The organism is Mesorhizobium sp. M0491 (assembly GCF_040321265.1).
GTDB lineage: Bacteria > Pseudomonadota > Alphaproteobacteria > Rhizobiales > Rhizobiaceae > Mesorhizobium.
The window spans coordinates 17,511-39,661 of the sequence record NZ_JAMYRE010000004.1 but is presented as its reverse complement, the minus strand read 5'-3'; the positions used below and the strand labels follow the sequence as shown (position 1 = coordinate 39,661).

Sequence of the window (22,151 nt, the reverse complement as noted above, 5' to 3'; positions counted from 1 at the left end):
ACGGCCTGCCCGAATGTCGCGGCCGCGATCATGCTTCCAAAGCCGCAATGGACTCGGACGCCAAGCTGTGATTGCGTCCGGGCAAGCCGGATAGAAAGACGGCAGAGGAGGAAAGTCCAAGCGTGCAGGGCTTGTTCATCGTCATCATCGCGATCGCCTATGTGACGCTGCTGTTTGCCATCGCCAGCATCGGCGACCGCCGCTCGGCCATCTCCGAGCCGAGCCGGGGGCGGCCTTTCATCTACGCGCTTAGCCTCGCGATCTACTGTACGTCCTGGACTTTCTTCGGCTCGGTCGGTCTTTCTTCCGAACGCGGCCTCGAATTCCTCGGCATCTATACGGGCCCGGTGCTCGTCTTCGTGTTCGGCTTCCCGCTGCTCAACCGCATCGTGCGGCTGGCCAAGACCGAGAAGATCACCTCGATCGCGGATTTCCTCGGCGCGCGCTACGGCAAGAGTTTCACCGTCGCGGCGATCGCCACGCTGATCGCCACCATCGGCGCGGTGCCCTATATCGCACTGCAGTTGAAGGCGATCTCCGGTTCGGTCAGCCTGATGGTCGAGCACTATACGGGATCGCCGCCTTCGTTCGATCCCTTCGTCAGCGACATCTCTCTGGTCGTCGCCATGCTCCTGGCGCTGTTCGCGGTGCTGTTTGGAACCCGTCACGCCGACGCCACCGAACACCAGGATGGGCTGGTGCTGGCGGTGGCGGTCGAAACCGTGGTCAAGCTCGCCGCCTTCCTGGCGATCGGCCTGATGGTCACCTTCCTGATCTTCGGCGGCCCGGGCGACATGTTCGACAAGCTCGCTGAGAACGCGCAGGTCCGACAGGCGATGAGCTACAACACCTCGCTCGCCACCTGGCTGGTGCTGACGTGCCTCAGCGGTTTTGCCATCATCATGCTGCCGCGGCAGTTCTACGTCACCATCGTCGAGAACCGCGGCGAGGCCGAACTGCGCACCGCGACATGGGTGTTTCCGCTCTACCTCGTGGCGATCAACCTGTTCGTACTGCCGATCGCCTTCGCCGGCCTTTCGCTGGTCGGCACCGGGACCAGCAGCGATCTCTACGTGCTGTCGCTGCCCCTGTTCAGCGGTCATGATGTGCTGGCGATGGCGGCTTTCATCGGCGGCCTGTCGGCGGCGACGGCGATGGTGATCGTCGAAAGCGTGGCGCTGTCGATCATGATCTCCAACGACCTCGTCATTCCATTGTTCGTGCGCCGTCTGCTCAAGACCTCGACCTCCGAGACCGAGGACTGGTCGACGCTCATCCTCAATGTGCGGCGCGGGGCGATCTTCATCCTCTTGTTCATCGCCTTCCTTTATTATCGCGAGAGCACCGACAGCGCGCGGCTGTCGTCGATCGGCCTGATGTCGTTCGCGGCCATCGCCCAGTTCGCGCCGGCGCTGATCGGCGGGCTGATCTGGCGCGGCGCCAATGGTCGGGGTGCGGCACTTGGCATGGTCGCCGGCATCCTCGTCTGGGGTTACACGCTGCTGTTTCCGTCGCTTGCGGCACCCGATACCGGCATCATCGTGCACGGGCTGTTCGGCTTCGAGGCGCTGCGGCCACAGGCCCTGTTCGGCACCGTCGCCGAACCGCTGAACCACGGCGTGCTGTGGAGCCTGTCGATCAACGCGGTGTTCTTCGTGCTGGGCTCGCTCTCGCGCGCGTCGGTGCCGCTGGAGCGCATCCAGGCGTCGATTTTCGTGCCGCGCGATGCCGGCCCGATGCCCAGCCTGCGCCGCTTCCGCACCGCCATCACCGTCAACGACCTCAAGGATACGATCGGGCGCTATCTCGGCGTCGAGCGCACCGAGCGCTCTTTCCAGTCGTTCGAAAAGACCAACGGAGCCTCGCTGCACGGCAACGAGCAGGCGAGCATGGACGTCATCCGCTTTTCCGAGCAATTGCTGGCCAGCGCCGTCGGCTCCTCCTCGGCACGCCTGATCCTGTCGCTGCTGTTTCGCCGCCACGACCGCGAATCCAGGGATGCTTTCCGCTTGCTCGACGACGCCACCGAGGCGCTGCAGCACAACCGCGACCTGTTGCAGATCGCGCTCGACCAGATGGAACAGGGCATCACCGTCTTCGATCGCGATTTCCGCCTGATCTGCTGGAACCGCCAATATCGGGCGTTGTTCGACCTGCCCGACGAGATGGGCCAGGTCGGCGTCTCGCTCGACCGCATCCTGCGCCATCTCGCCGAACGCGGCGACATCCCCGCCGATCAGCGTGTGGCCATGCTCAACCGGCTGACCAGTTTCGTCAGCCCATGGCAGATGGAGCTGAAAACCTCGGGCCGCATCCTGGAACTGCGCTCCAACCCGATGCCGGACGGCGGCATCGTCGCCACCTATGCCGACATTTCCGGGCGCGTGGAACAGGATCTGGCGCTGAAGCGTGCCAATGAATCGCTGGAACAGCGCGTCAAGACCCGCACCATCGAACTGACCCGGGTCAATGAGGAGCTGGCGCAGGCGCAGATGCTGGCCGAGGAGGCCAATCTCGGCAAGACGCGCTTCCTCGCCGCCGCCGGCCACGACATCCTGCAGCCGCTGAACGCCGCCCGGCTCTATTGCTCCTCGCTGATCGAGAAGGCCGGCAAGGGGCCTGCCGGCAAGGCGGCCGTCAACATCGAATCCTCGCTGGAATCGGTCGAGACGATTCTCGGCGCCGTGCTCGACATCTCCCGCCTCGATGCCGGCGCAATGAAGCCGGACGATACCGCCTTCAACCTCGACGGATTGCTGCGCCAGATCGGCAACGACTTCCGGCCGCTCGCCGCCGAAAAGAAGCTCGCGCTGACCATCATGCCGTCATCGCTGACAGTGACGACGGATCGCAATCTGCTGCGCCGCCTGATCCAGAACCTCGTTTCCAACGCCATCAAATACACGCGCCACGGCCGCGTGCTGGTTGGCGTCAGGCGGCGCGGCGAACTGGCCGAGATCCAAGTGATCGACACCGGCATCGGCATCGCCGGCGACAAGCTGAACACCGTCTTTCGCGAATTCACCCGGCTCGACGAGGGCGCGCGCGAGGCCGAAGGCCTCGGTCTCGGCCTCTCCATCGTCGACCGCATCGCCCGGGTGCTGCGCCTGGAGATCCGGATCTTTTCCACCCCTGGCAAGGGCACGCGCTTCTCCGTCATCCTGCCCGTGGCGGCCGTGCAGGAGCCGCGGCGCGAGATCGAAACCAGGGCTCCTGCCCGCGCGACGGCTTCGCTGGCCGGGCTGCACGTGCTGTGCATCGACAACGACGCCCGCATCCTCGAAGGCATGCGGCTCCTGCTCGAAGGCTGGGGTTGCAACGTCGACACCGTGGCCGGTTCAAAGGATCTGGAGACCGCGAAGATACACCGCCCGGACATCGTTCTTGCCGACTACCATCTCGACGGCGAAACCGGTCTCGAACTCGTCGTCAGGCTGCGCGCGATCCATGGCGACAACCTGCCGGCCGTGCTGGTCACAGCCGACCGCTCCAACGAGGTGCGCACGGCCGCCGGCGGGCTCGAGATTGCGGTGATCAACAAACCGCTCAAACCAGCGGTACTGCGCTCGATGATGGCCAGGGTCAGGCCGCTGGCACCGGCGGCCGAATAGCATCAAAGGCGCCCGGTCTCAGCCCTGGTGTCCGAGGGTGGCGTCCTAGAGCATTTCACCGTTTCACGGAAACGGCGTTCTGCTCTAACTCTTTGTTTTAACGCAATTCTAGACGGAAAACCGCTTCACACTTTTCCTAGAATTGCTCTAGGCCAGGCCGTCGACCATCTGGGAACTGCGGAACCGGGGCCGTCCGGCATTGCCCGCCACAGGCGGACGATGCTCGCGAAAGGCCATTGCAAGCGTCCTCAGCGCCTCGCGGGACTTGGCGTCCGTCAGCGTCGAAAGCAGCACGATCTCGGAAGGCGGCAGCGCCGGAAGCCCGAATTTCCGGCTGACCTCGATGGTGCCGGATGGGGCAAGCCGGCAGGAAAATACCGAGGCTGCGAGGCCGGCCGAGACGGCCTCCGCGACGGCGAAGGAGCCGCAGCCGAGGAACACCTCCGTCCACGGTATTCCGACAGCGTCGAGCGCGCGGGTCGTGATGTTGCGGATACCGCAGGATGGCGAGGATGCCGCCAGGCGCAGCGGCTCGTCGGCCCGGTGGATGAAGTCGGGCGCGGCGTACCAGCCGAAATGTTCGGGCGCCAGCACTTCACCATCGCGCCGGTCGTCCTCCCGGCGGATGATCGCCGCGTCGATCTCACCGCGATCGAAAGCGTCCAGCAGGTCGTGTGAATCATCGAGCCGCACTTCGATGGTGAGCGCCGGGTCATGCGCGTTGAGCCGCGCCAGCAATGTCGGGACTTCCGCGCCTCCGACATGGGTGGCGATGCCCAGTGTGAAGCGGCGGCGCACCGAAGACAGGCTGGCAATGGCGCGATCGTGTGCCGCGAGGAAGTCGCGTGCGGGCTGGAGAAACACCGCGCCCTGCGCCGACAAGCGCACCAGCCGAGGCGTGCGCTCGATCAATTTCTGGCCGACGCGCTCTTCCAGCCGCTTCAGCTTCACGCTGATTGCTCCTTGCGTGCTGCCAAGAGCCTCGGCCGCCCGCGTAAAGCTCTGAAGATCGGCGATGGCGACGAATGTTTTCACAGCGTCTACGTCCAGCGTCATGTCAGCTATCCGCACTTGTTGTCTCTGAAATAGCCAACCATGCAATTCTAAAATGATCAAGCCTCGCCTACCATGGGCCATACGCGCGCCGGGCGAGCTGCAATGGATTCGCCGATTGCCGACAAATACGTTCGAAAGGTTGAACCATGCCCACTGCCCTGACCCGCCGCGGCATCATCGTTCTGTTTGCCGCCTGCCTGGCGTGCCTGATGTTCGGTCTGGAGATTTCAAGCGTTCCCACGATCCTGCCGACACTGGAGCAGGTGCTGCATGCCGACTTCAAGCAACTGCAATGGGTGATGAACGCCTATACGATCGCGGTCACGACGGTGCTGATGGCGGTCGGCACGATCGCCGATCGTTACGGGCGCAAGCGTGTCTTTCTGGTCGCCATCGCCGCCTTCGGCCTGACATCACTGATTTGCGGCGTCGCCGAAAGCGTCTCCACGCTCATTGTCGCCCGGTTTCTGCAGGGCCTGAGCGGCGGTGCGATGCTGATCTGCCAGCTTGCCGTGCTGTCTCATGAATTCCGGGAAGGGCGCGAACGCGCCGTCGCATGGGGCTGGTGGGGCGTCATCTTCGGCATCGGCCTCGGCTTCGGCCCCATCATCGGCGGCGGCATCGTCGCGGTCTCGAGCTGGCAATGGGTATTTCTTGTCCACGTGCCGGTTGCTGCGCTGGCATTCGCCCTCGCTCTGATGGGCGTCCACGAATCGAAGGACCCGCAGGCGGGCAAGCTCGACATAGCGGGCATCCTGACGCTGTCACCGTCGGTCTTCTGTCTCGTCTTCTACATCATCCAGGGGCCGGATCTGGGTTTCTCCAGCCCAACCGCGCTGGCGATCCTCGGCATCTCGATAGTGAGCTTCATCGCCTTCCTCATTGCCGAGAAGGTCAGCCAGCGGCCGATGTTCGACTTCTCGGTCTTCCGGATCCGACCCTTTTCCGGCGCCATCGTCGGCTCGGCGGCGATGAAACTCAGCTATTGGCCTTTCATGATCTACCTGCCGATCTGGTTCCACGCCGGGCTCGGCTATGACACCGTCTCCACCGGCCTTGCCCTGCTTGCCTACACGCTGCCGACGCTTGTGCTGCCGCCCTTGGCAGAGCGCTTTTCGCTGCGTTATCGGCCCGGCATCATCATTCCGGCGGGCCTCGTCATCATCGGCGTCGGGTTCATCCTGATGAAGTTCGGCAGCGCCGCCGCGCAGCCGGATTGGCTGACGATGCTGCCCGGCTGCCTGATCGCGGGGATGGGTCTGGGAATAACCAACACACCTGTCACCAACACGACGACGGGTTCCGTTTCGAGCGACCGCGCCGGCATGGCCTCCGGCATCGACATGAGCGCCCGCATGGTTTCGCTGGCGGTAAACATCGCGGTGATGGGCTTCATCCTGGCCAGCGGTGTGCTGGCGCATCTGAGGCATGCGCTGCCCGACCTCGACGCTGCCCAATTGCGTCTTCTCGCCGAAGCTATCGCTGCTGGAAATCCCATCTCCGGGCTCGCCGGGACCGTCGCCCAGGATGCGCTGCGCAACGGCTTTGGCTGGGTCATGCTCTATGGCGGGATCGGCGTCTGGATCATGGCCGCCATCAGTTTCGCAAGCTTCAACGCCCGGCCGATGCGGCGGACGGAGGTTCAGTGCTCTGATTGAACACTATTCTGATTGAACAGGCGCCCTGGCGATCAACCCGCCGGCTGCAGCGGGTCGCTGCCGATCTTGGACAGAAGGATCACCGCCTGCGTGCGGCTGTCGACGCCGAGCTTCTGCAGGATGGCGGAGACATGCGCCTTGATGGTGGCCTCCGATACGCCGAGTTCATAGGCGATCTGCTTGTTGAGCAGGCCCTCGGCCAGCATGCCCAGCACCCGTGTCTGCTGCGGCGTCAAAGCCTGCAGCCGCTTGATAAGGTCCGATATTTCGGGATCGCGCTCGATGCCGAGATCGACGCCGGCTGGTGCTGCGATGTCGCCGGCAAGCACCGATTGCACGGCGCTGCGGATCTCTTCCATGCTGGCCGATTTGGAGATAAAGCCGGAAGCGCCGAGGTCGAGCGCCCGCCTGATGGTCGCCGGATCGTCGTGGGCCGACACCACGACCAGCGGCACCGCCGGATGGATGCCGCGCAGCGAGACCAGGCCGGAGAGCCCGCTGGCGCCCGGCATCGACAGGTCGAGCAGCACCAGATCGACGTCCTCGTTGGCCACGACCAGCGCCTTGGCGCTCTCGAAATCGCCGGCTTCGTGGATGGCGGCGACGTTGCCGATGCCGGCGAGCGCTTCGCGCAGCGCACCGCGAAACAGCGGGTGATCGTCGGCGATGACGAAAGAATAACCTGCCGGCAAATGTCCCTCCCCGAATCCCCTATGGGTTTAGCTTTTTCGGGATCAGTGGGCGATTATGCGGGGCGGCGCGCTGTTTTCAAGCGGCAAAGCCAGCGCCCCGCGTTTTCCCTTGGTTGAAGCGCTCAGGTCTTCTGCGAATTGGGCTGGGCGCCGTTGTCCTTGTCCATATCCCTGACGATGCCCATGAAGCCGCGAAGGAAGCGCTCCATGTAGCCCATCGTCTTGTTGAAATCCTCCTCGCTCGGCAGTTTCGATTCGAGGCGGGCGGAGAGCGAATTCTCGAGCTTGGTGACGCGCTCGTCCATCGCCTTCATCGAGGTTTGCAGGCGGTCGACCTCGTCCTGGAAAGCAGCGCGTTCGTCGGCCGCCATCTTGCAGACGAGCTGGCCCGAACGCTCCTCGCAAATCGACATGGCGCCGGTCTGCGTATCGATACGGACAAAGCCGTTATCGGACTTTTCCAGCCGGTAGCGGTCGGTTTCTTCCGAGTAAGCTGAAGCCGCGATCAGCGAAACGAGCGCGGCGGGGATCAAGATGTGCTGCAGACGCATGTTGTCCTCCATGGCCAAGGCCTCAGATATCGCATGTTTGCGCCGGAAATGGGGAAGACCCTTGGCATGGCCTTTCCCGAATGGCTGGTTCGGAATCTTCTTGACGCAATTCCCAAGGGAAAGCGCTATGCGCTTTCCCCGGGAAAACCGTTTCACACTTTTCCTGGAACTGCTCTATAGCGCAACCATGTCTCAGATTATCTACAAGATAACCCCGCAAGCGCCATGGCGCGAGGCCGAAACGCATGGCCGCTTCACCGGCGCGCCGATCGATGTCGCCGACGGCTTCATCCACTTCTCCACGGCAGCACAGGTCAGGGAAACGGCGACAAAGCACTTTGCCGGCCAGACAGACCTTTTGCTGGTCGCCGTCGACGGCGCCGGCCTGGGCACTGCGCTGAGATACGAGGTCTCGCGCGGCGGCGAACTGTTTCCGCATCTCTACGACGTTCTGGACCTGAAAGCAGTGCTGTGGGTCCGACCACTGCCGCTTGGCGCCGATGGTGTGCACCAGTTCCCGGCACTGGAGGGGCAATGAGCGTGCTCGACCGGCTCGGCCAGAAGCTGCTGTTCGCCTTCGATCCGGAAACGGCGCATGGCCTGTCAATCGCCGCCTTGCGATGCGGCGTTCCGGTTGGTGCGCCGGCGGTCCGCGACGACAGGCTGAAGGTCAGCGTCTGCGGCCTCGATTTCCCCAATCCGCTCGGCATGGCGGCCGGCTATGACAAGAACGCCGAGGTGCCCGACGCGCTGCTTGGCCTCGGCTTCGGTTTCGCCGAGGTCGGCACGATCACGCCGCTGCCGCAGGTCGGCAACCCGAAGCCGCGTATCTTCCGGCTGACGGCCGACGATGCGGTGATCAACCGGCTGGGCTTCAACAATGAAGGCCATGCAGCGGCCGAAAAGCGCCTTGCCGCGCGTAAGGGCCGCTCCGGCATCGTCGGCGTCAACATCGGCGCCAACAAGGACAGCAGCGACCGCGTCAGTGACTATGAGCGCGGTGTCGCCCAGTTTGCGCAATACGCCAGCTATCTCACCGTCAACATCTCCTCGCCCAACACGCCGGGCCTGCGCAACATGCAAGCGCGCGAGCAGCTCGGCGAGCTCTTGTCGCGGGTCATGGCCGCGCGCGCCACGGGAACGGCGCAGCCGCCGGTGTTCCTGAAGATCGCGCCGGATCTGGTCGAGGCCGAACTGGAGGACATCGCCGCCGAGGTCACCGAGAAGCGGATCGACGGCGTCATCGTCTCCAACACCACCATCTCCCGACCGCCGCTGCGTAGCGGCGACACCGCGCGCGAGACCGGGGGACTCTCCGGCAAGCCGCTCTTCGAGCGTTCGACCATCGTGCTGGCGAAGATGCGCAAATTACTCGGGCCGGAGCTTGCCATCATCGGCGTCGGCGGCGTCGATTCCGCCGATACGGCGCTGGACAAGATCCGTGCGGGCGCTGATCTGGTGCAGCTCTACACCGGCATGATCTATGCCGGGCCCTCGCTACCAGCCCGCGTTCTTTCCGGAATGATCCGTTTCGTCGAAAAGGAACGGTTGAAGTCGATTTGCGAGTTGCGCGACAGCCGCCTCGACTTGTGGGCGTCCAGGCAACTCTGAACCGCTCTCAGGAGCGTAGATTGCGACTGACGGCCCGCTCGCAGATGGTGCCGCCGATGGCAGGCAACACGCCGAAGAGAAGCAACTGCGCGGTTCCGCCGATGCCAGAAACCGCGGAGAGAATGAACGCAGCGAGCAATCCCAGCGCCGCGCCCAAGACATATGGCAGGTAGCTTCGCATAAGCTCGCCCTGGAACAATTGGTGCATCAAGTCTGTTGGAAATCGACTGGAAGTGCAAGTGCATCCGACCGCACAGCATTGGCACCGGGTTCCTTCGGAGTCTCGCCGGGGCGTTGGCTGACGGAGCATCAAACGAAAAACCCGCCTGTGCGGCGGGTCACTGGCGCAAATCAGCACCATAAACAAATATGTACCATAGCTGAGGTCACCGAGTCAAGAAAAAATTCCTATCGCGAACAGGTGTCGTTCGGTGCCTGGACGGCGCAGGGCCTTCCGGGGGACATCGTCTAAAACGCCGTCCGTACCCTGAGCCGCAGGATCGTCAGCAGGCTGAAGCCTCGCACCAGCAGGAAGACGTGCAGCGCCGCCCACAGTCCATTGTTGCCGAAGGCGGGCGCAAGGGTCAGCAGCGCGGCCGCGAAAACCAGGAACGACAGCAGCATCATGTTGCGCATGTCGCGGGACCAGGTCGCGCCGATGAAGACGCCATCCATCTGGAACGCCAGCACACCGCTCAGCGCCGTGAATGCCGCCCACGGCAGGTAGATGTCGGCCACCGAACGGACGTCCTCCGATGTCGTCACGAGAGCGACCAGATTGGCGCCCCCAGACAGCATTACCAGCGTCGCGGCTCCCGCCAGTCCGAAACCCCAGAACAGCGTCAGCCGCACGGCCTGGCGGAACGGTGCGGCGGCACGTGCGCCGACGGCACGGCCCGCCAGCTGTTCGGCGGCGGTGGCAAAGCCATCGAGGAAATAGCCGGCGACGAGGAAGAAGTTCATCAGCACGGCGTTGGCGGCCAGCGTCACCGTGCCGAACTGCGCGCCCTGGCGGGTGAACAATGCGAAGGCGGCGAGCAGCGAGAACGAGCGGATCATGATGTCGCGGTTGAGCGACATCATGCGCAGGAAGGCGGCCATGTCGAGCAGGCGGTGACGCGGCAAGGATGGGGCGGCCCGGAACCGGCGGATGACGATCGCCAAGCCGAGCAGCATGGCCAGGAACTCACCGGTGACGGTCGCCCAGGCAACGCCGGCGACACCCCAGCCAAGTTCCAACCCAAGCAGGAAGCAGAGCGCGATGTTGATGCCGTTCAGTACCAATTGCAGCATCAGCCCGAGCCCGCCCTCGCCGCGCCCCAGCACATAGCCGAGGATGGCGTAGTTGATCAGCGAGAACGGTGCCGCGAGCAGCCTGATCCTGATGTAGACGCCCATCGCCTCGCTGACGCGCGGTTCGGCGCCCATGAACTTTTGCCCGACGATGGCGACCAGCGGCGCAAGGGCAGCGAGCACTATGCCGGCGATAACCGCGATCAGCACGGCGCGCCAGAACACCGCCTGTTCCTCCAGGGCATCGCCACGCCCAAACGCCTGTGCGACAAGGCCAGTGGTGCCCGAGCGCAGGAAATTGAAAGAGGTGAAGACGACGTCGAAGATCAATGCGCCGGCCGCCAGGCCGCCAAGCAAGGCGGCATCGCCGAACTGGCCGATGACAGCCGTGTCGACCAGGCCGAGCATCGGCGTCGTCAGATAGGCAAGCGTCATCGGCACGGCGATGGCGAGCACGGAGCGGTTGGTGACGACAAATGATCCGGGGTGAATCGGGGATCCCGCGTGGATAGGGGATCCGGCGTCGGCTGGTGTTGCACCTTTGTCCAAGGATTGCTGCCTTGCTGATTGCGGCTTGATAGAACCGTCGATGTGCCCCATTTTCCGGCCACCGCGCAATCACCTATCCCTTGACGGCCAACCGAAATCCCGGTCTGGCGTGAGCCAGCCGGATACGATTTCATGCCTCTGCAGATCGTCCATCATCCCGACTACGACGCCGGCTTCGCCGTCAACCATCGCTTTCCGATGAGCAAATATCCGTTGCTGATGGAGGCGCTGCGTACGCGCGGCCTCGCCGGCTTCGACGCGCTCAGCACCGCCGAACCGGCACCGGCGTCATGGCTGGAGCTTGCCCATGCGGCGGACTATGTCGACCAGGTCGTCAACTGCTGCGTGGCCGAGAAGATCGAGCGCGAGATCGGTTTTCCGATCGGACCCCGCGTCTCGCTGCGCGCGCAGCTTGCCACCGGCGGCACCGTGCTGGCGGCGCGGCTGGCCTTGCGCCACGGTATCGCCTGCAACACCGCAGGCGGCAGCCATCATGCGCGGCGCGCGCAGGGCGCGGGCTTCTGCACCTTCAACGATGTCGCCGTCGCCGCATTGGTCCTGCTCGCCGAAGCCGCGGCACAAAACATCCTGGTCGTCGACCTCGACGTGCACCAGGGCGACGGCACGGCGGATATTCTCGCCGATGATCCGCGCGTGTTCACCTTTTCCATGCATGGCGACCGCAACTATCCCGTGCGCAAGATCGCCTCCGACCTCGATGTCGCGCTGCCCGACGGCACGGGTGACGTCGCTTACATGAAGAGGCTCGCCGCCATCCTGCCGGAGCTCTCCGCCCAAGCCCATTGGGACATCGTGTTCTACAATGCCGGCGTCGACGTCCATGCTGAGGACCGGCTTGGCAGGCTGTCGCTGTCGGATGACGGCCTGCGCGCCCGCGACGACATGGTCATCAGCCATTTTCGCGCGCAGGGCGTTCCGGTGTGCGGCGTCATCGGAGGTGGCTATTCAACGGATGTGCCCGCACTCGCGGCGCGCCACGCCATCCTGTTCGAGGTCGCCGCGGGCTACGCCTGATAGTCCTTTTCAAGCACGGTCTTGTCGGAAAACCGGTTCCCACTTTTCGGGATCATGCTCTACTTCCGGTAGTTGGCGAGCCTTAACAGGATGAACGCCGGCACGACGATAGCCGCGCCCAGCAAGATATAGCCGAGGAAGCGGTCGATGGCGTGGAAGCCGAGATTCCACAGGTCCATGAAGAACTTCCGGATGCAGTAGAGCACATCCATCGGCGACCAGCCGAAGGCATTCATGACCAGGCCGACGAGGAAAGACACCACCAGCAGTTTCAGGATCACCTTGAGCGGCGAGTCGCCAAGGAAGCGCGTCAATGCGGACAAGGCCCGTCTCCAGATTGAGGTACCCAGACTCGAGGGCTTCGGCCCAGACATACGCACTTGGCTTGCCCGCTTCAAGCCGGCAGTGTTGCGGGATGCCAAAGGCCTCCACCGAGCGATTGCATGGCAAGATTGTGCTGCTGAACTGGCCAAACCCGCGCCAGACTGTTAAATTTGCGTAAACAGAACCGCTTTAATATCTTGAAAATAAAGCGAAAAATCGTCATTTTTCGACTTCCCGCAATGTGCGCGCAATTTTCGCCTGCGAGACGGTCGGCGTCTTTCAGGTGATTGGCCGCGCGGGCGCTCTGACCCCCCTACCACAGCTGGCGAAAGCCAGTCCCAGGACCGCGCAACCATCCCTGAAAGACGCCAAATCGGAGCCCGACCGCCCCAACGGTCGAGTTCTTCGGGAATTAACCTGCGCATCGATTGCCGGATGCGCGCGTGTGTGGAGTAATGCAGTGTTCTCTCAAGCAAAGATCATCCTGACGGCAAGTGCCCTTGCCGTATGCCTCCTAGGGCCGGCGATGGCCGCCGACCTTTCGCCCACCTACAATGATCCCCCCGCGTTCCAGTGGAGCGGCGCCTATGTCGGCGTGCATGGCGGCACGGCGTTCACCGGGATGCCGAACCCGTTTGCCGGCAGGAATGGTCTCAGCGGCGGCGTTCAGGCCGGCTACAACCAGCAGATGGGTCCAGCGGTTCTCGGTGCCGAGATCGAGGGCTCCTATCTTGGTGGCGCCGAGCACGACGTCCGGGGCGGCAAGATCAAGGAAAAGTGGCGCGGAGCCGCCAAGGCCAAGGCCGGCTTGAGCTTCGACCAGACGCTGCTGTTTGGAACCGGCGGCGTCGCCATGACCAAATTCGACAAGGGCGACAAGGTAAGCAGCACCGACGGATGGAAACTCGGCTATCTGGTCGGCGGCGGCATCGAGCAGGGTTTTGCCGGGGGCCTCTCGGCCAAGGTCGAGTATGACTATGTGCGCACCCCAGGCGTCGAAACGACGTCCGCCCTGGGCAAATCCAAGGCGACGATCGGCAGCCATGAACTGAAGGCCGGCATCAACTACCGGTTCTAGGGCAGGCCATGGGTTCCGTTGAACCCGTCTGTATATTGCTCGAACGACCTTGCGCGGCGCCCGGATGCAACGGGGCCGCGCAATTGCTTTGCCTCCATCCGCACCGGCGTCGACGCGTGTCGGCAGACCGCATTTGTGTGCCAGGTCCTGCGTAATGTCGATGCAATCTTCACACCCTAGGTGCCGCGGATAACCTTGATGACGGGAATCGGATATGTCCAAACGCAGCGCAAACCATCTGGTGTGGATCTCCAAGGCGTTCTTCGTCGCAATCGTGCTGGTGCTGACGGGATGCGCCTCCGACATCATGAAGAACTACATCGGGCAACCGGTCGAATCCGTCATTCTGGACTACGGGCCGCCGACCGCCGTCGTTGATCTCGGTCGGGGCGAGCGGGCCTATCAGTGGCGGACAATATCCACCAACGCGGTTTCCGGGACCTCCAGCGGCGAGGTTCGCCACACAAAACACGGAACCGTCTACGAAGAAACCGAAACGCCTGGCTATATCGAGCGCCAGGAATGCTTCTATACGTTCTATGCCCGCGCCTCGGGCGGCCGATGGTTCATCACCAATTTTCGTCAACCGAAGCTGGAATGCGAATGAATTGCCACAGCGTGCCGGCTGCCTGCGGCGGAGAGTGCGCATGCGCATCCTGCTGATCGAGGACGAGCCGGAAATGGCCTCGGTGCTGAAGACCGCGCTCGAGCGCCAGGACATCATCGTCGACCATGCCGCGACACTGGCGGATGCCGAAGCCGTGGCGCGGCTCGGCCACCATGACGCGGTGGTGCTGGACCGCCGGCTGCCGGACGGCGATGGCCTCAGCCTGATCCCGCGCCTGCGGGCCTTGCATCTGGACGTGCCGGTGATCGCGTTGACGGCGCTCAGCGGGCTCGACGATCGCGTGGCGGGGCTCGATGCCGGCGCCGACGACTACATGGTCAAGCCGTTCGCCACGGTGGAACTGGTTGCCAGGCTCAATGCCTTGCACCGGCGTTCGTTCACCACGCGCGCCCACCAGACGGTGGTCGGCCGCCTCACCTATGATTTTCGCCATCGCGAGGCGCTTGTCGAGGACCAGACGCTGGAGCTGCCGCGGCGCGAACGGCTGGTGCTCGAAACGCTCATCCGCAGGCCGGGCCGGACGATTATGCGCGGGACGCTGGAAGAAGCCGTCTATGCTCTCGACGACGAGATCGGCTCCAATGCATTGGATGCGCACATTTCGCGGCTGCGTCGCAAGCTTGACGACGTCGCTGCCGGTATCGAGATCAGGGCGATCCGCAACCTCGGTTATCTCTTGCGGGCCGCCTCGTGAAGAAGCCGCGCACGCGATCGCTGCAATGGGTGCTGGTGCGGCGGATGATCCTGCTGCAGGCGGCGACACTCCTTGTCTTCATCGTGCTGTGCGCGGCCGCGCTATGGATCGCCAATCCGCGGCTTCTTGTCGACAACGAAGCTGCCGTCGCCGCCCTCAAGGATGCCGTCGATCGTGACGGCAACGGCATATTGATCGTCCATGAGACCGACGGGCTGCGTTCGTTTCGTGAGGGTTTCCCCAATGTCTGGTACATCATCCGCGACAACAGCGGCCAGAGCATCCGCTTCGGCAGCATACCCGATGTCTACACCAGGAATTTTGGCGATCTGCTGGGCCAGGCCGATCACGCCACCATCGGATTTTCCGAAGATGATTTGAGGCCGGAGGCCTATCTCGAAAGGGTTTCGACCAAGGCCGGCACGGTTCAGATCATCGCCGCGACAAGGTCATCGCGGGAAGAGACCGAGGGCCTCGAGGTCACCATTTCGGCCAGCATCGACGTCGCCAAGAACCCGGACGGCAGCAGGAACTGGGAGAAGGCGCTTCCCGCTCTCGTGGCCATCATCGTCATCCTGCTGTTGCCGATTGTCCTCGTCATGGGAGCCACGACCCTGGTGACGACGCCAGCCGTCGTGCGCCGGTCGTTTGCCGGACTTGTCGACACCGTCCAGCAGGCCGCGCGCATCGACATCGGCACCCGTGCGATGCAACTGCCGGTCAAGAATGTGCCGCAGGAGATCGCGCCGCTCGTGCATGCTTTCAACCAGACGCTGGCGCGCCTCGCCCAGGGCTATGACCGGCACAATCGCTTCCTCACCGACGCCGCGCACGAACTGCGCACGCCGATCGCCATCCTGCGCACGCGCGCCGAATTGCTGAAGCAGGAACCGCAAAGCGCGCGCCTGCTGCATGACATCGAGCGCCTGTCGCATCTTGCGCAACAGCTGCTCGACCACCAGTTGCTCGACCGCCCGGCGGACCAGCGCCAAATCATCGACCTCTGCGATCTTGTCAGCCGGGTCGCGGCCGACTTTGCCCCGCTCGCCATCGAAGCAGGCTACGATCTTGCCTTCGAGCCGACAGCCAACAAGGTCCATGTCGAGATCAACGTGCCGCAGATCGAGCGGGCGCTGGCAAATCTCGTGCGCAATGCCATCGATCATGGCGGCGGTTCCGGCACGATCACCATAGCGATCTATGAAACCGGCGGCGTCGAAATCCGCGACGAAGGCCCAGGCATTCCGGCCGATGAGCACGAGAATGTTTTCGAGCCCTTCTACCGCCTGCAGCCGCAATCGCGCGGCGCCGGTCTGGGATTGAACCTTGCCCGGCAGATCGCACTGCTGCACGACGGCTCCATCCGGATATTGGCGGGCTCCTGGCAAGGCGCCCGCATTCGCATGGAGTTGCCGGTTCGGTCGGTGGCCGCGTGCGGCAGAAATGATGGCCGGCCGCCGGCCACGGCCGATCCCATTGGCTTATCTGTTTTCTAACCAATTGCCGCTATTCCCAATCGAATAGCGGGAGCAAGGCTTTGGTGGAGACGGAGAGAAACACCGCGCGACGCGGCGTCATGCTGTCGGTGGTCATCCCATGCTACAACGAGCTGGATGGCGTGGCCGAACTGCACCGGCGGGTAACGGCCGCATGCCTTGAACAAGGCCCTTCCTACGAGATCGTCCTTGTCATCGATGGCGCGACCGACGGTACGCGCGAGGCCATTCTACAACTGGCCGAAAAGGACGAACATGTCGTCGCCATCGACCTCGCCCGCAATTACGGCCACCAGATCGCGTTGAGCGCCGGGCTCGAATTCTGTCGCGGCCAGCGCATTCTCATTCTCGATGCCGACCTGCAGGATCCACCTGAACTGCTCGGCGCGATGATGACGAAGATGAACGAAGGCTTCGATGTGGTCTACGGCCAGAGGCTGACGCGCGATGGCGAAAGCTGGTTCAAGCTCGCCTCCGCGTCCATGTTCTATCGCTTGCTGCGCCGGATGGTCGACGTCGACATAGCCCCGAATACCGGTGATTTCCGGCTGATGAACCGTCGTGCGCTCGACCATCTGAACGCGATGCCAGAACGTTACAGGTTCATTCGCGGCATGGTTAGCTGGATCGGGCTGAAACAGGTGGCTTTCCCCTATGAGCGGCACCGCCGCTTTGCCGGCACCACCCATTATCCGCTGAAGAAAATGCTTCTTCTGGCGGTCGACGCGATGACCAGCTTCTCCATCGTGCCCTTGCGCTTCGCTTCGCTGCTCGGAATGATGTTCGGGCTTCTGGGGCTGGTCGTGCTCGGCTACACGCTGTTCGAATGGTCGGTCGGAAACGTGTTGCCCGGCTGGACCAGCCTTGCCGCGATCGTGCTGATCCTCGGCAGCGTCCAGCTTATGGTGCTCGGAATCTTCGGCGAGTATCTCGGGCGCATGTACATGGAGACAAAGCGGCGGCCGCTCTACTTCGTCAACGAGATCGTTTCGCGCAGCCAGGCGGTGGAGGACGGCGAATTGCCGGTCCATCGCCTGCAGGAGATGGCAAAGAGGGCCGCACGTGCTTGAGGCGGAGTTCGACCAGTTTGCGCGGGAATATCAGGAGCAGCATGCCGCAAGCATAAGGCTGAGCGGCGAAAACCCGGATTTCTTCGCCAGGTACAAGATCGACGACGTCGCCGCGACGCTGCGGCGGGCCGGTGTCAAACCCCGACGAGTACTGGATTTCGGCGCCGGCGTCGGCAATTCGCTCGGCCATATGCGCAACGCGTTTCCCGACGCGGAGATCACCTTGCTCGATCCTTCGCGGGAATCGCTCGACATCGCCAGCAAGCGCTTTCCCGGCCAGGCCGCCTTCACGCATTTCGACGGCAAGACAATTCCTTTTGCCGACGGCAGCTTCGACCTGGCCTTCGCGGCCTGTGTATTCCACCATATTCCCGAGGACCTGCAGATCGGACTGTTCGCCGAGATCGGCAGGGTGCTGGCCGATGGCGGCAGCTTCTTCGTCTTCGAACACAATCCCTGGAACCCGCTGACCACGCACGCGGTGAGAAACTGTGCCTTCGATGAAAACGCGGTTTTGATAAATTCGCGCGAGATGCGCAGGCGCATGGCCGAGGCGGGCCTTGCCAATACGAGGATCGTCTACCGGATTTTCTTTCCTCGGATGCTTGCGAGACTGAGGCCGTTCGAGCGCTTCCTCACCAAGGTACCTGTCGGAGCCCAATATTTTGCGCATGTGGTCAAGCCTGCCGTTTGACTTCCCGAGGATGCTGCGATTTGGCGCCGTCGGTCTGTTGAACACGGCGCTGGGATACGCTGTCATCCTGGCCGGGCTTGCGCTGGGTCTGGGCGACATCCTTGCCAACGCCACGGGTTATGCCGCCGGCCTTGTCCTCGGCTTCTTCCTCAACCGCCAATGGACCTTCAGCAGAGCCGATGGTTTCCAGCCCGGAACCGCGCTGCGCTACGGGGGTGTCTTTCTGGTCGCCTACAGCGTCAATCTGGCCGTCGTGATCGCCGCCCGTTCAGCAGGCATCGTCGAAAACCCGCTGGTCCACCTCGCGGGAATCTGCGTCTATTCGGTTGTTTTCTATCTTGGCTCGGCTCGCTTCGTGTTTGTGGGGCGCGGGGACGACAGCACCGACCGCACAGTTCGGGTGGCCGACAAGCCTCGGCAGCACCCCGCCAATCCAACACCTTGAACCCAACTGTCACCGGAACCGATCAGAGGCGGCGCAGCATGAACGACGCTCAGGCCAGTGCGGAGGCCGCGACATACAACGAGCGGAACAGGCTGATCTTCTGCCTGTTCGCGGCCTTGGCGATGGCCGGTGCGTTGGGTGCCCAGGCAGGCGCCACCCTGCAGGATCCCGACAGCTGGTGGCAAGTGAAGGTCGGTCTGGATTTCCTGACTAACCGGACATTTCCGACCGTCGATCCCTATTCCTACACGTTTGCCGGCCAGCCCTGGATTGCCAAGGAATGGCTGGGACAGGTCCTGCTGGCTCTTGCCTACCGGGCGGGCGGCTGGAACGGGGTCGTCACCGCGATCATCGCCTCGATCTCCCTGACGGTTTTCCTCATGGGGTGGTTTCTCAGCGCATGGCTGAAACCGATCCTGGCGATTACACTGGCCTTCGCGGCGGTGTTCCTGATCAACCCGATCTTCACGGCGCGTCCGCATGTCTTCACCTTCCCGATCATCGTCATCTGGACGGCGGTGCTCTTCGGTGCGGCGAGGGAAGAACGGGCGCCGCCCTGGTGGCTGCTTGTGCTGGTCGTGTTATGGGCGAACCTGCACGCCACCTTCACCTTGAGCTTCGTCATCGCGGCTTTTGCCGGTCTCGATCTGCTGGCGCGCACGGGCCTGTCGAAACCGTCCCTGCTGGCGAAGTGGATCGCGTTCGGTCTGCTTTGCCCGCTGGTCAGCCTGATCCACCCCTACGGCGTCCAGGCCATCCTGGCGACGCTCGCCGTGGCCTACGGCAATGAGGCGGTGTCGCTGATCATGGAATGGAAACCGTTCAATCAGCCGGACAGTCCCGTCCAGGAAGCGGCGATGCTGCTGGCGCTTTTCGGGCTACTGGTGTCCCGATTGCGAATTGGCTGGGCCAAGGCCTTGTTCGTCGTCTTCACCTTGCATGTCTATCTCGCCCATGTGCGCTTCATGTATCTGTTCTTCCTGCTGATTCCGCTGGTGATGGCGGCCGAGGTCGCCCAGCAATATCCCTCGCTTTCGGCCACCGCATGGCTGGCCGAAAAGCGCGACGGACTGGAGAGATTCTTCGCCAGGCGGTTCTACGCCATCTGCGGCACGGCAGCCGTTCTGCTGATTGGCGGGGTCACTGTGCTCGGCAGCGTCTATCAGGTAGCGCCAAGTCCGAAGACATCGGCCAGCGGGGCGCTGGCATTCGCGCAAAGCCATCATCTATCCGGCAACGTGCTGAATTCCTACAATTTCGGCGGCACGCTGATTTTCCACGGGTTCAAGACCTATATCGACGGACGGACGGACCAGCTGTTCCTGGGAGGTTTCACAAAAGCCGATGACGAGACGGGTCACAGCAACGGCAAGCCACTCCTCGAAGCCCGGTTGAAGAAATACGCAATAGGCTGGGCGCTGCTGTCGGCTGACGACGCCCGCATCCCCTTTTTCGACCAGTTGGGCTGGAAGCGGGCCTATGCGGACGACCATGCAGTGATCTATCTGCCTGGCGCCTGATCCTGGTGCGTTGCTGGCGAATTTCGCGACGGCCAATATATGCCTTGACACGTATGTTGCAGCGCAACAAATTACTGCTTGGGGATAAGCCTGTGAGATCGATGAGCCGGGATTTTCAGCACGACCTGAGGCATCGCCGAATGAGCGTGGCGGGTGCGGCCGCACGGATCCTGGTGGCCGTGTGCGAGCCGGCCGGATGAACTACCGGCGCGACATCGACGGCCTGCGGGCCGTTGCGGTGCTGCCCGTCGTGCTCTTCCATTTCGGCGTGTCCGCCATTCCTGGCGGCTTCACCGGTGTCGACATCTTCTTCGTCATATCGGGCTATCTGATCAGCGGCAGCCTGCTCGATGATCTTGAGCGGGGCCAGTTCTCGATCGGCCGCTTCTACTGGCGCCGCGCACGGCGCATCCTGCCGGCGCTGACCTTCGTCATCCTGCTCGCGAGCATTGCCGCCTGGTTCATCCTTCTGCCTTCGGATCTCCACGAATTCAGCCTTAGCGTGATCGCCGCCTCGACCTTCTGGTCGAACATCTATTTCTGGAAAACGACGAACTATTTCTCCATCGACGCCGAACTGCGGCCGCTCCTGCACACATGGTCGCTTTCGGTGGAAGAGCAGTATTATATCTTCGCGCCGATCCTCCTTTATCTGATCTACCGATACGTCTCGAAACGCTGGCTGACGGTACTTCTGCCGATGGCCGTCGGCAGCTTTGCCCTGGCAGTCATAGCAACCTCGCTGGCACCGACGGCAGGCTTCTATCTCTTGCCGACGCGCATATGGGAGCTGGCGCTGGGCGCCATGCTGATGTTGCGGAAGCCTCCGGTCCTAGCCAGTCGGCTGGCGGCGGACCTGATCGGCCTCGCCGGCTTTGCCCTGATTGCATTTGGCTTTGTGATGATTTCGGACAGCGATCCGTTCCCCGGCTACAACGCCCTATTCCCCTGCATCGGAACAGCTTTGCTGATCTATGCTGGCCAGGATAACGCCGACAGGCCGGCATCTGTCGCCACTCGCGTGCTTCGGTTGGCGCCGCTGGTCTGGGTCGGCCTCATTTCCTATTCGCTTTACCTCGTCCACTGGCCGATCAACTCGTTCGTCCATTATCTCTCCCTGAAGACTGTCGGTGTGCCAACGATTATCGCGATGACGGTGGCCAGTTTCGCCTTGGCGGCATTCTCCTGGAAATATGTCGAGCAACCCTTCCGCCACAAACGCGCCTATACCGCCCCGCTGCCTATCTTCGCCTTTTCGGCGACGGCAATCGTGCTGCTGTGCGCCGGTGGTTTGGCCGGTGCACTGGGCAACGGTTTCCCGCAACGGTTTCCGGATTTCTCGACCGAACGTATCCGGGTCGGCGACTGGCGCAACGGCATCTGTTTCAACGAAAACGGGACCCGCATCGAAGACTGGAACCTTGCCGACTGCACCCGTACAATGGGCTTTGCCACCAATGTGCTGCTGTGGGGCGATTCTTTCGCTGCCCATTATGTTCCGGGACTTGAGCCCAACGCCCAGAAAATCCAGGCCAATGTCATCCAATACACCTATGCCGGCTGTCCGCCCGACCTGACCTATTTTTCCTATGCTCGGCCCGCCTGCACCCGCTTCAACGAACGGGCCTTGTCGATTATTCGCGACGCCAACATCCAGGCGGTGATCTTGAGCGGCCGATGGACCGACTACCAGGCCAGGGGCTTCGACGGCCTGCAGAAGACGATCGATCGGCTTCGCGAGATGGGGGTCAAGGTCTATACCGTCGGCCAGTCTCCGGAATTCATCGCCGACGTCCAGAAGATCGCTTTCTTGGTGAAACGGGAGCATGCCGGAACCACATCCTGGCCGATGGCTATGGATCCGAACATCAACGCACGGGTTCTGCCGTTCACCAAAGGGGCCGATTTCATAGATCCGCTGACGTATCTGTGCGACTCGGCCGGTTGTTCATACGCCGATGCCACGACCAATGAATTTCTCTACTTCGACTATGGCCACTTCTCTTCCGCCGGCGCGACGCTGGCCATCTCGAAATACTGGCCAAGCTTCGCCCCCGGCAATAAGGTCGCGGAGGCAAAACGGCAATTCACGGCCGCGGGCGCGCCGTGATCCGCAGCACGACCGTCGTGAGAACAGACCGCTTTG

Annotated in this window: 20 protein-coding genes; 14 read left to right on the top strand and 6 right to left on the bottom strand. The window is 62.9% G+C overall.

All coding sequences use genetic code 11. The features are described from left to right. Positions 1-122: 122 nt before the first annotated feature. Positions 123-3,611: a PAS domain-containing hybrid sensor histidine kinase/response regulator gene (locus NKI69_RS05895; RefSeq protein WP_023813896.1), complete on the top strand. Its 3,489-nt coding sequence runs from the start codon at positions 123-125 to the stop codon at positions 3,609-3,611. Between the two features lie 147 nt (positions 3,612-3,758). Here the strand turns inward: NKI69_RS05895 and NKI69_RS05890 are convergent, their stop codons facing one another. Further along, positions 3,759-4,667 (bottom strand): LysR family transcriptional regulator, encoded by a 909-nt coding sequence (locus NKI69_RS05890; protein ID WP_023813895.1) that lies wholly within the window; start codon positions 4,665-4,667, stop codon positions 3,759-3,761. 146 nt (positions 4,668-4,813) lie between these two features. On the opposite strand from NKI69_RS05890, the gene NKI69_RS05885 reads away from it, so the two are divergent. Next, positions 4,814-6,325, top strand: coding sequence for an MFS transporter (locus NKI69_RS05885; RefSeq protein ID WP_352720418.1), 1,512 nt, complete (start codon positions 4,814-4,816; stop codon positions 6,323-6,325). Between the two features lie 32 nt (positions 6,326-6,357). Here the strand turns inward: NKI69_RS05885 and NKI69_RS05880 are convergent, their stop codons facing one another. Then, positions 6,358-7,017, bottom strand: a complete 660-nt coding sequence (locus tag NKI69_RS05880) for a response regulator transcription factor (protein ID WP_023813893.1) — start codon at positions 7,015-7,017, stop codon at positions 6,358-6,360. Positions 7,018-7,139: 122 nt separating this feature from the next. Further along, positions 7,140-7,568, bottom strand: a complete 429-nt coding sequence (locus NKI69_RS05875) for a hypothetical protein (protein WP_023813892.1) — start codon at positions 7,566-7,568, stop codon at positions 7,140-7,142. Between the two features lie 187 nt (positions 7,569-7,755). Between NKI69_RS05875 and NKI69_RS05870 the strand changes: the two genes are divergently transcribed. Beyond that, positions 7,756-8,106 (top strand): DUF952 domain-containing protein, encoded by a 351-nt coding sequence (locus NKI69_RS05870; RefSeq protein WP_023813891.1) that lies wholly within the window; start codon positions 7,756-7,758, stop codon positions 8,104-8,106. Continuing rightward, entirely contained in the window at positions 8,103-9,179 is a 1,077-nt protein-coding gene (locus NKI69_RS05865) for a quinone-dependent dihydroorotate dehydrogenase (RefSeq protein ID WP_023813890.1), read from the top strand. Before NKI69_RS05870 ends, NKI69_RS05865 begins: the two co-directional genes overlap by 4 nt. 7 nt (positions 9,180-9,186) lie before the next feature. Here the strand turns inward: NKI69_RS05865 and NKI69_RS05860 are convergent, their stop codons facing one another. Together NKI69_RS05860 and NKI69_RS05855 are read right to left on the bottom strand one after the other, a co-directional pair. Then, a complete protein-coding gene (locus NKI69_RS05860) occupies positions 9,187-9,360 on the bottom strand; it encodes a hypothetical protein (protein ID WP_023813889.1) in 174 nt (57 codons plus the stop codon). Between the two features lie 287 nt (positions 9,361-9,647). Further along, a complete protein-coding gene (locus tag NKI69_RS05855; RefSeq protein WP_352720415.1) occupies positions 9,648-11,021 on the bottom strand; it encodes an MATE family efflux transporter in 1,374 nt (457 codons plus the stop codon). Positions 11,022-11,153: 132 nt separating this feature from the next. Here NKI69_RS05855 and NKI69_RS05850 point away from each other — a divergent pair, with 132 nt between their 5' ends. Continuing rightward, positions 11,154-12,056, top strand: coding sequence for a histone deacetylase family protein (locus tag NKI69_RS05850; protein WP_352720413.1), 903 nt, complete (start codon positions 11,154-11,156; stop codon positions 12,054-12,056). 59 nt (positions 12,057-12,115) lie between these two features. Here NKI69_RS05850 and NKI69_RS05845 read toward each other — a convergent pair whose 3' ends face one another. After that, positions 12,116-12,379 (bottom strand): DUF6460 domain-containing protein, encoded by a 264-nt coding sequence (locus NKI69_RS05845; protein ID WP_352720411.1) that lies wholly within the window; start codon positions 12,377-12,379, stop codon positions 12,116-12,118. Positions 12,380-12,840: 461 nt separating this feature from the next. On the opposite strand from NKI69_RS05845, the gene NKI69_RS05840 reads away from it, so the two are divergent. The 9 genes from NKI69_RS05840 (at position 12,841) to NKI69_RS05800 (ending at position 22,115) form a co-directional block, all read left to right on the top strand. Then, on the top strand, positions 12,841-13,458 hold the full coding sequence (locus NKI69_RS05840; protein WP_128305256.1) for an outer membrane protein: 618 nt from the start codon (positions 12,841-12,843) through the stop codon (positions 13,456-13,458). Between the two features lie 214 nt (positions 13,459-13,672). After that, positions 13,673-14,065, top strand: a complete 393-nt coding sequence (locus NKI69_RS05835) for a hypothetical protein (protein ID WP_352441472.1) — start codon at positions 13,673-13,675, stop codon at positions 14,063-14,065. Positions 14,066-14,105: 40 nt separating this feature from the next. Beyond that, positions 14,106-14,780 (top strand): response regulator transcription factor, encoded by a 675-nt coding sequence (locus tag NKI69_RS05830; RefSeq protein WP_128305258.1) that lies wholly within the window; start codon positions 14,106-14,108, stop codon positions 14,778-14,780. Beyond that, on the top strand, positions 14,777-16,276 hold the full coding sequence (locus NKI69_RS05825; protein ID WP_352720408.1) for a sensor histidine kinase: 1,500 nt from the start codon (positions 14,777-14,779) through the stop codon (positions 16,274-16,276). The genes NKI69_RS05830 and NKI69_RS05825 overlap by 4 nt, the downstream gene beginning before the upstream one ends. Positions 16,277-16,356: 80 nt before the next feature. Beyond that, a complete protein-coding gene (locus NKI69_RS05820) occupies positions 16,357-17,346 on the top strand; it encodes a glycosyltransferase family 2 protein (protein WP_196815360.1) in 990 nt (329 codons plus the stop codon). After that, a complete protein-coding gene (locus NKI69_RS05815) occupies positions 17,339-18,040 on the top strand; it encodes a class I SAM-dependent methyltransferase (protein ID WP_023813884.1) in 702 nt (233 codons plus the stop codon). Before NKI69_RS05820 ends, NKI69_RS05815 begins: the two co-directional genes overlap by 8 nt. Then, the gene (locus NKI69_RS05810; RefSeq protein ID WP_031213781.1) at positions 18,018-18,485 is read left to right on the top strand and encodes a GtrA family protein; all 468 of its coding nucleotides are present in this window, start codon (positions 18,018-18,020) and stop codon (positions 18,483-18,485) included. Before NKI69_RS05815 ends, NKI69_RS05810 begins: the two co-directional genes overlap by 23 nt. 38 nt (positions 18,486-18,523) lie before the next feature. Next, positions 18,524-20,005, top strand: a complete 1,482-nt coding sequence (locus tag NKI69_RS05805; protein ID WP_352441475.1) for a hypothetical protein — start codon at positions 18,524-18,526, stop codon at positions 20,003-20,005. 196 nt (positions 20,006-20,201) lie between these two features. Then, positions 20,202-22,115, top strand: coding sequence for an acyltransferase family protein (locus tag NKI69_RS05800; protein WP_352720406.1), 1,914 nt, complete (start codon positions 20,202-20,204; stop codon positions 22,113-22,115). The last annotated feature ends 36 nt before the right edge of the window (positions 22,116-22,151 follow it).

What these genes read in the sequence shown, in the direction of transcription:
- NKI69_RS05890 (WP_023813895.1), bottom strand. Translation starts at nt 4,667, where the DNA reads ATGACGCTGGACGTAGACGCTGTGAAAACATTCGTCGCCATCGCCGAT.
- NKI69_RS05885 (WP_352720418.1), top strand. Translation starts at nt 4,814, where the DNA reads ATGCCCACTGCCCTGACCCGCCGCGGCATCATCGTTCTGTTTGCCGCC.
- NKI69_RS05875 (WP_023813892.1), bottom strand. Translation starts at nt 7,568, where the DNA reads ATGCGTCTGCAGCACATCTTGATCCCCGCCGCGCTCGTTTCGCTGATC.
- NKI69_RS05870 (WP_023813891.1), top strand. Translation starts at nt 7,756, where the DNA reads ATGTCTCAGATTATCTACAAGATAACCCCGCAAGCGCCATGGCGCGAG.
- NKI69_RS05865 (WP_023813890.1), top strand. Translation starts at nt 8,103, where the DNA reads ATGAGCGTGCTCGACCGGCTCGGCCAGAAGCTGCTGTTCGCCTTCGAT.
- NKI69_RS05860 (WP_023813889.1), bottom strand. Translation starts at nt 9,360, where the DNA reads ATGCGAAGCTACCTGCCATATGTCTTGGGCGCGGCGCTGGGATTGCTC.
- NKI69_RS05850 (WP_352720413.1), top strand. Translation starts at nt 11,154, where the DNA reads ATGCCTCTGCAGATCGTCCATCATCCCGACTACGACGCCGGCTTCGCC.
- NKI69_RS05835 (WP_352441472.1), top strand. Translation starts at nt 13,673, where the DNA reads ATGTCCAAACGCAGCGCAAACCATCTGGTGTGGATCTCCAAGGCGTTC.
- NKI69_RS05830 (WP_128305258.1), top strand. Translation starts at nt 14,106, where the DNA reads ATGCGCATCCTGCTGATCGAGGACGAGCCGGAAATGGCCTCGGTGCTG.
- NKI69_RS05820 (WP_196815360.1), top strand. Translation starts at nt 16,357, where the DNA reads ATGCTGTCGGTGGTCATCCCATGCTACAACGAGCTGGATGGCGTGGCC.
- NKI69_RS05810 (WP_031213781.1), top strand. Translation starts at nt 18,018, where the DNA reads ATGTGGTCAAGCCTGCCGTTTGACTTCCCGAGGATGCTGCGATTTGGC.
- NKI69_RS05805 (WP_352441475.1), top strand. Translation starts at nt 18,524, where the DNA reads ATGAACGACGCTCAGGCCAGTGCGGAGGCCGCGACATACAACGAGCGG.
- NKI69_RS05800 (WP_352720406.1), top strand. Translation starts at nt 20,202, where the DNA reads ATGAACTACCGGCGCGACATCGACGGCCTGCGGGCCGTTGCGGTGCTG.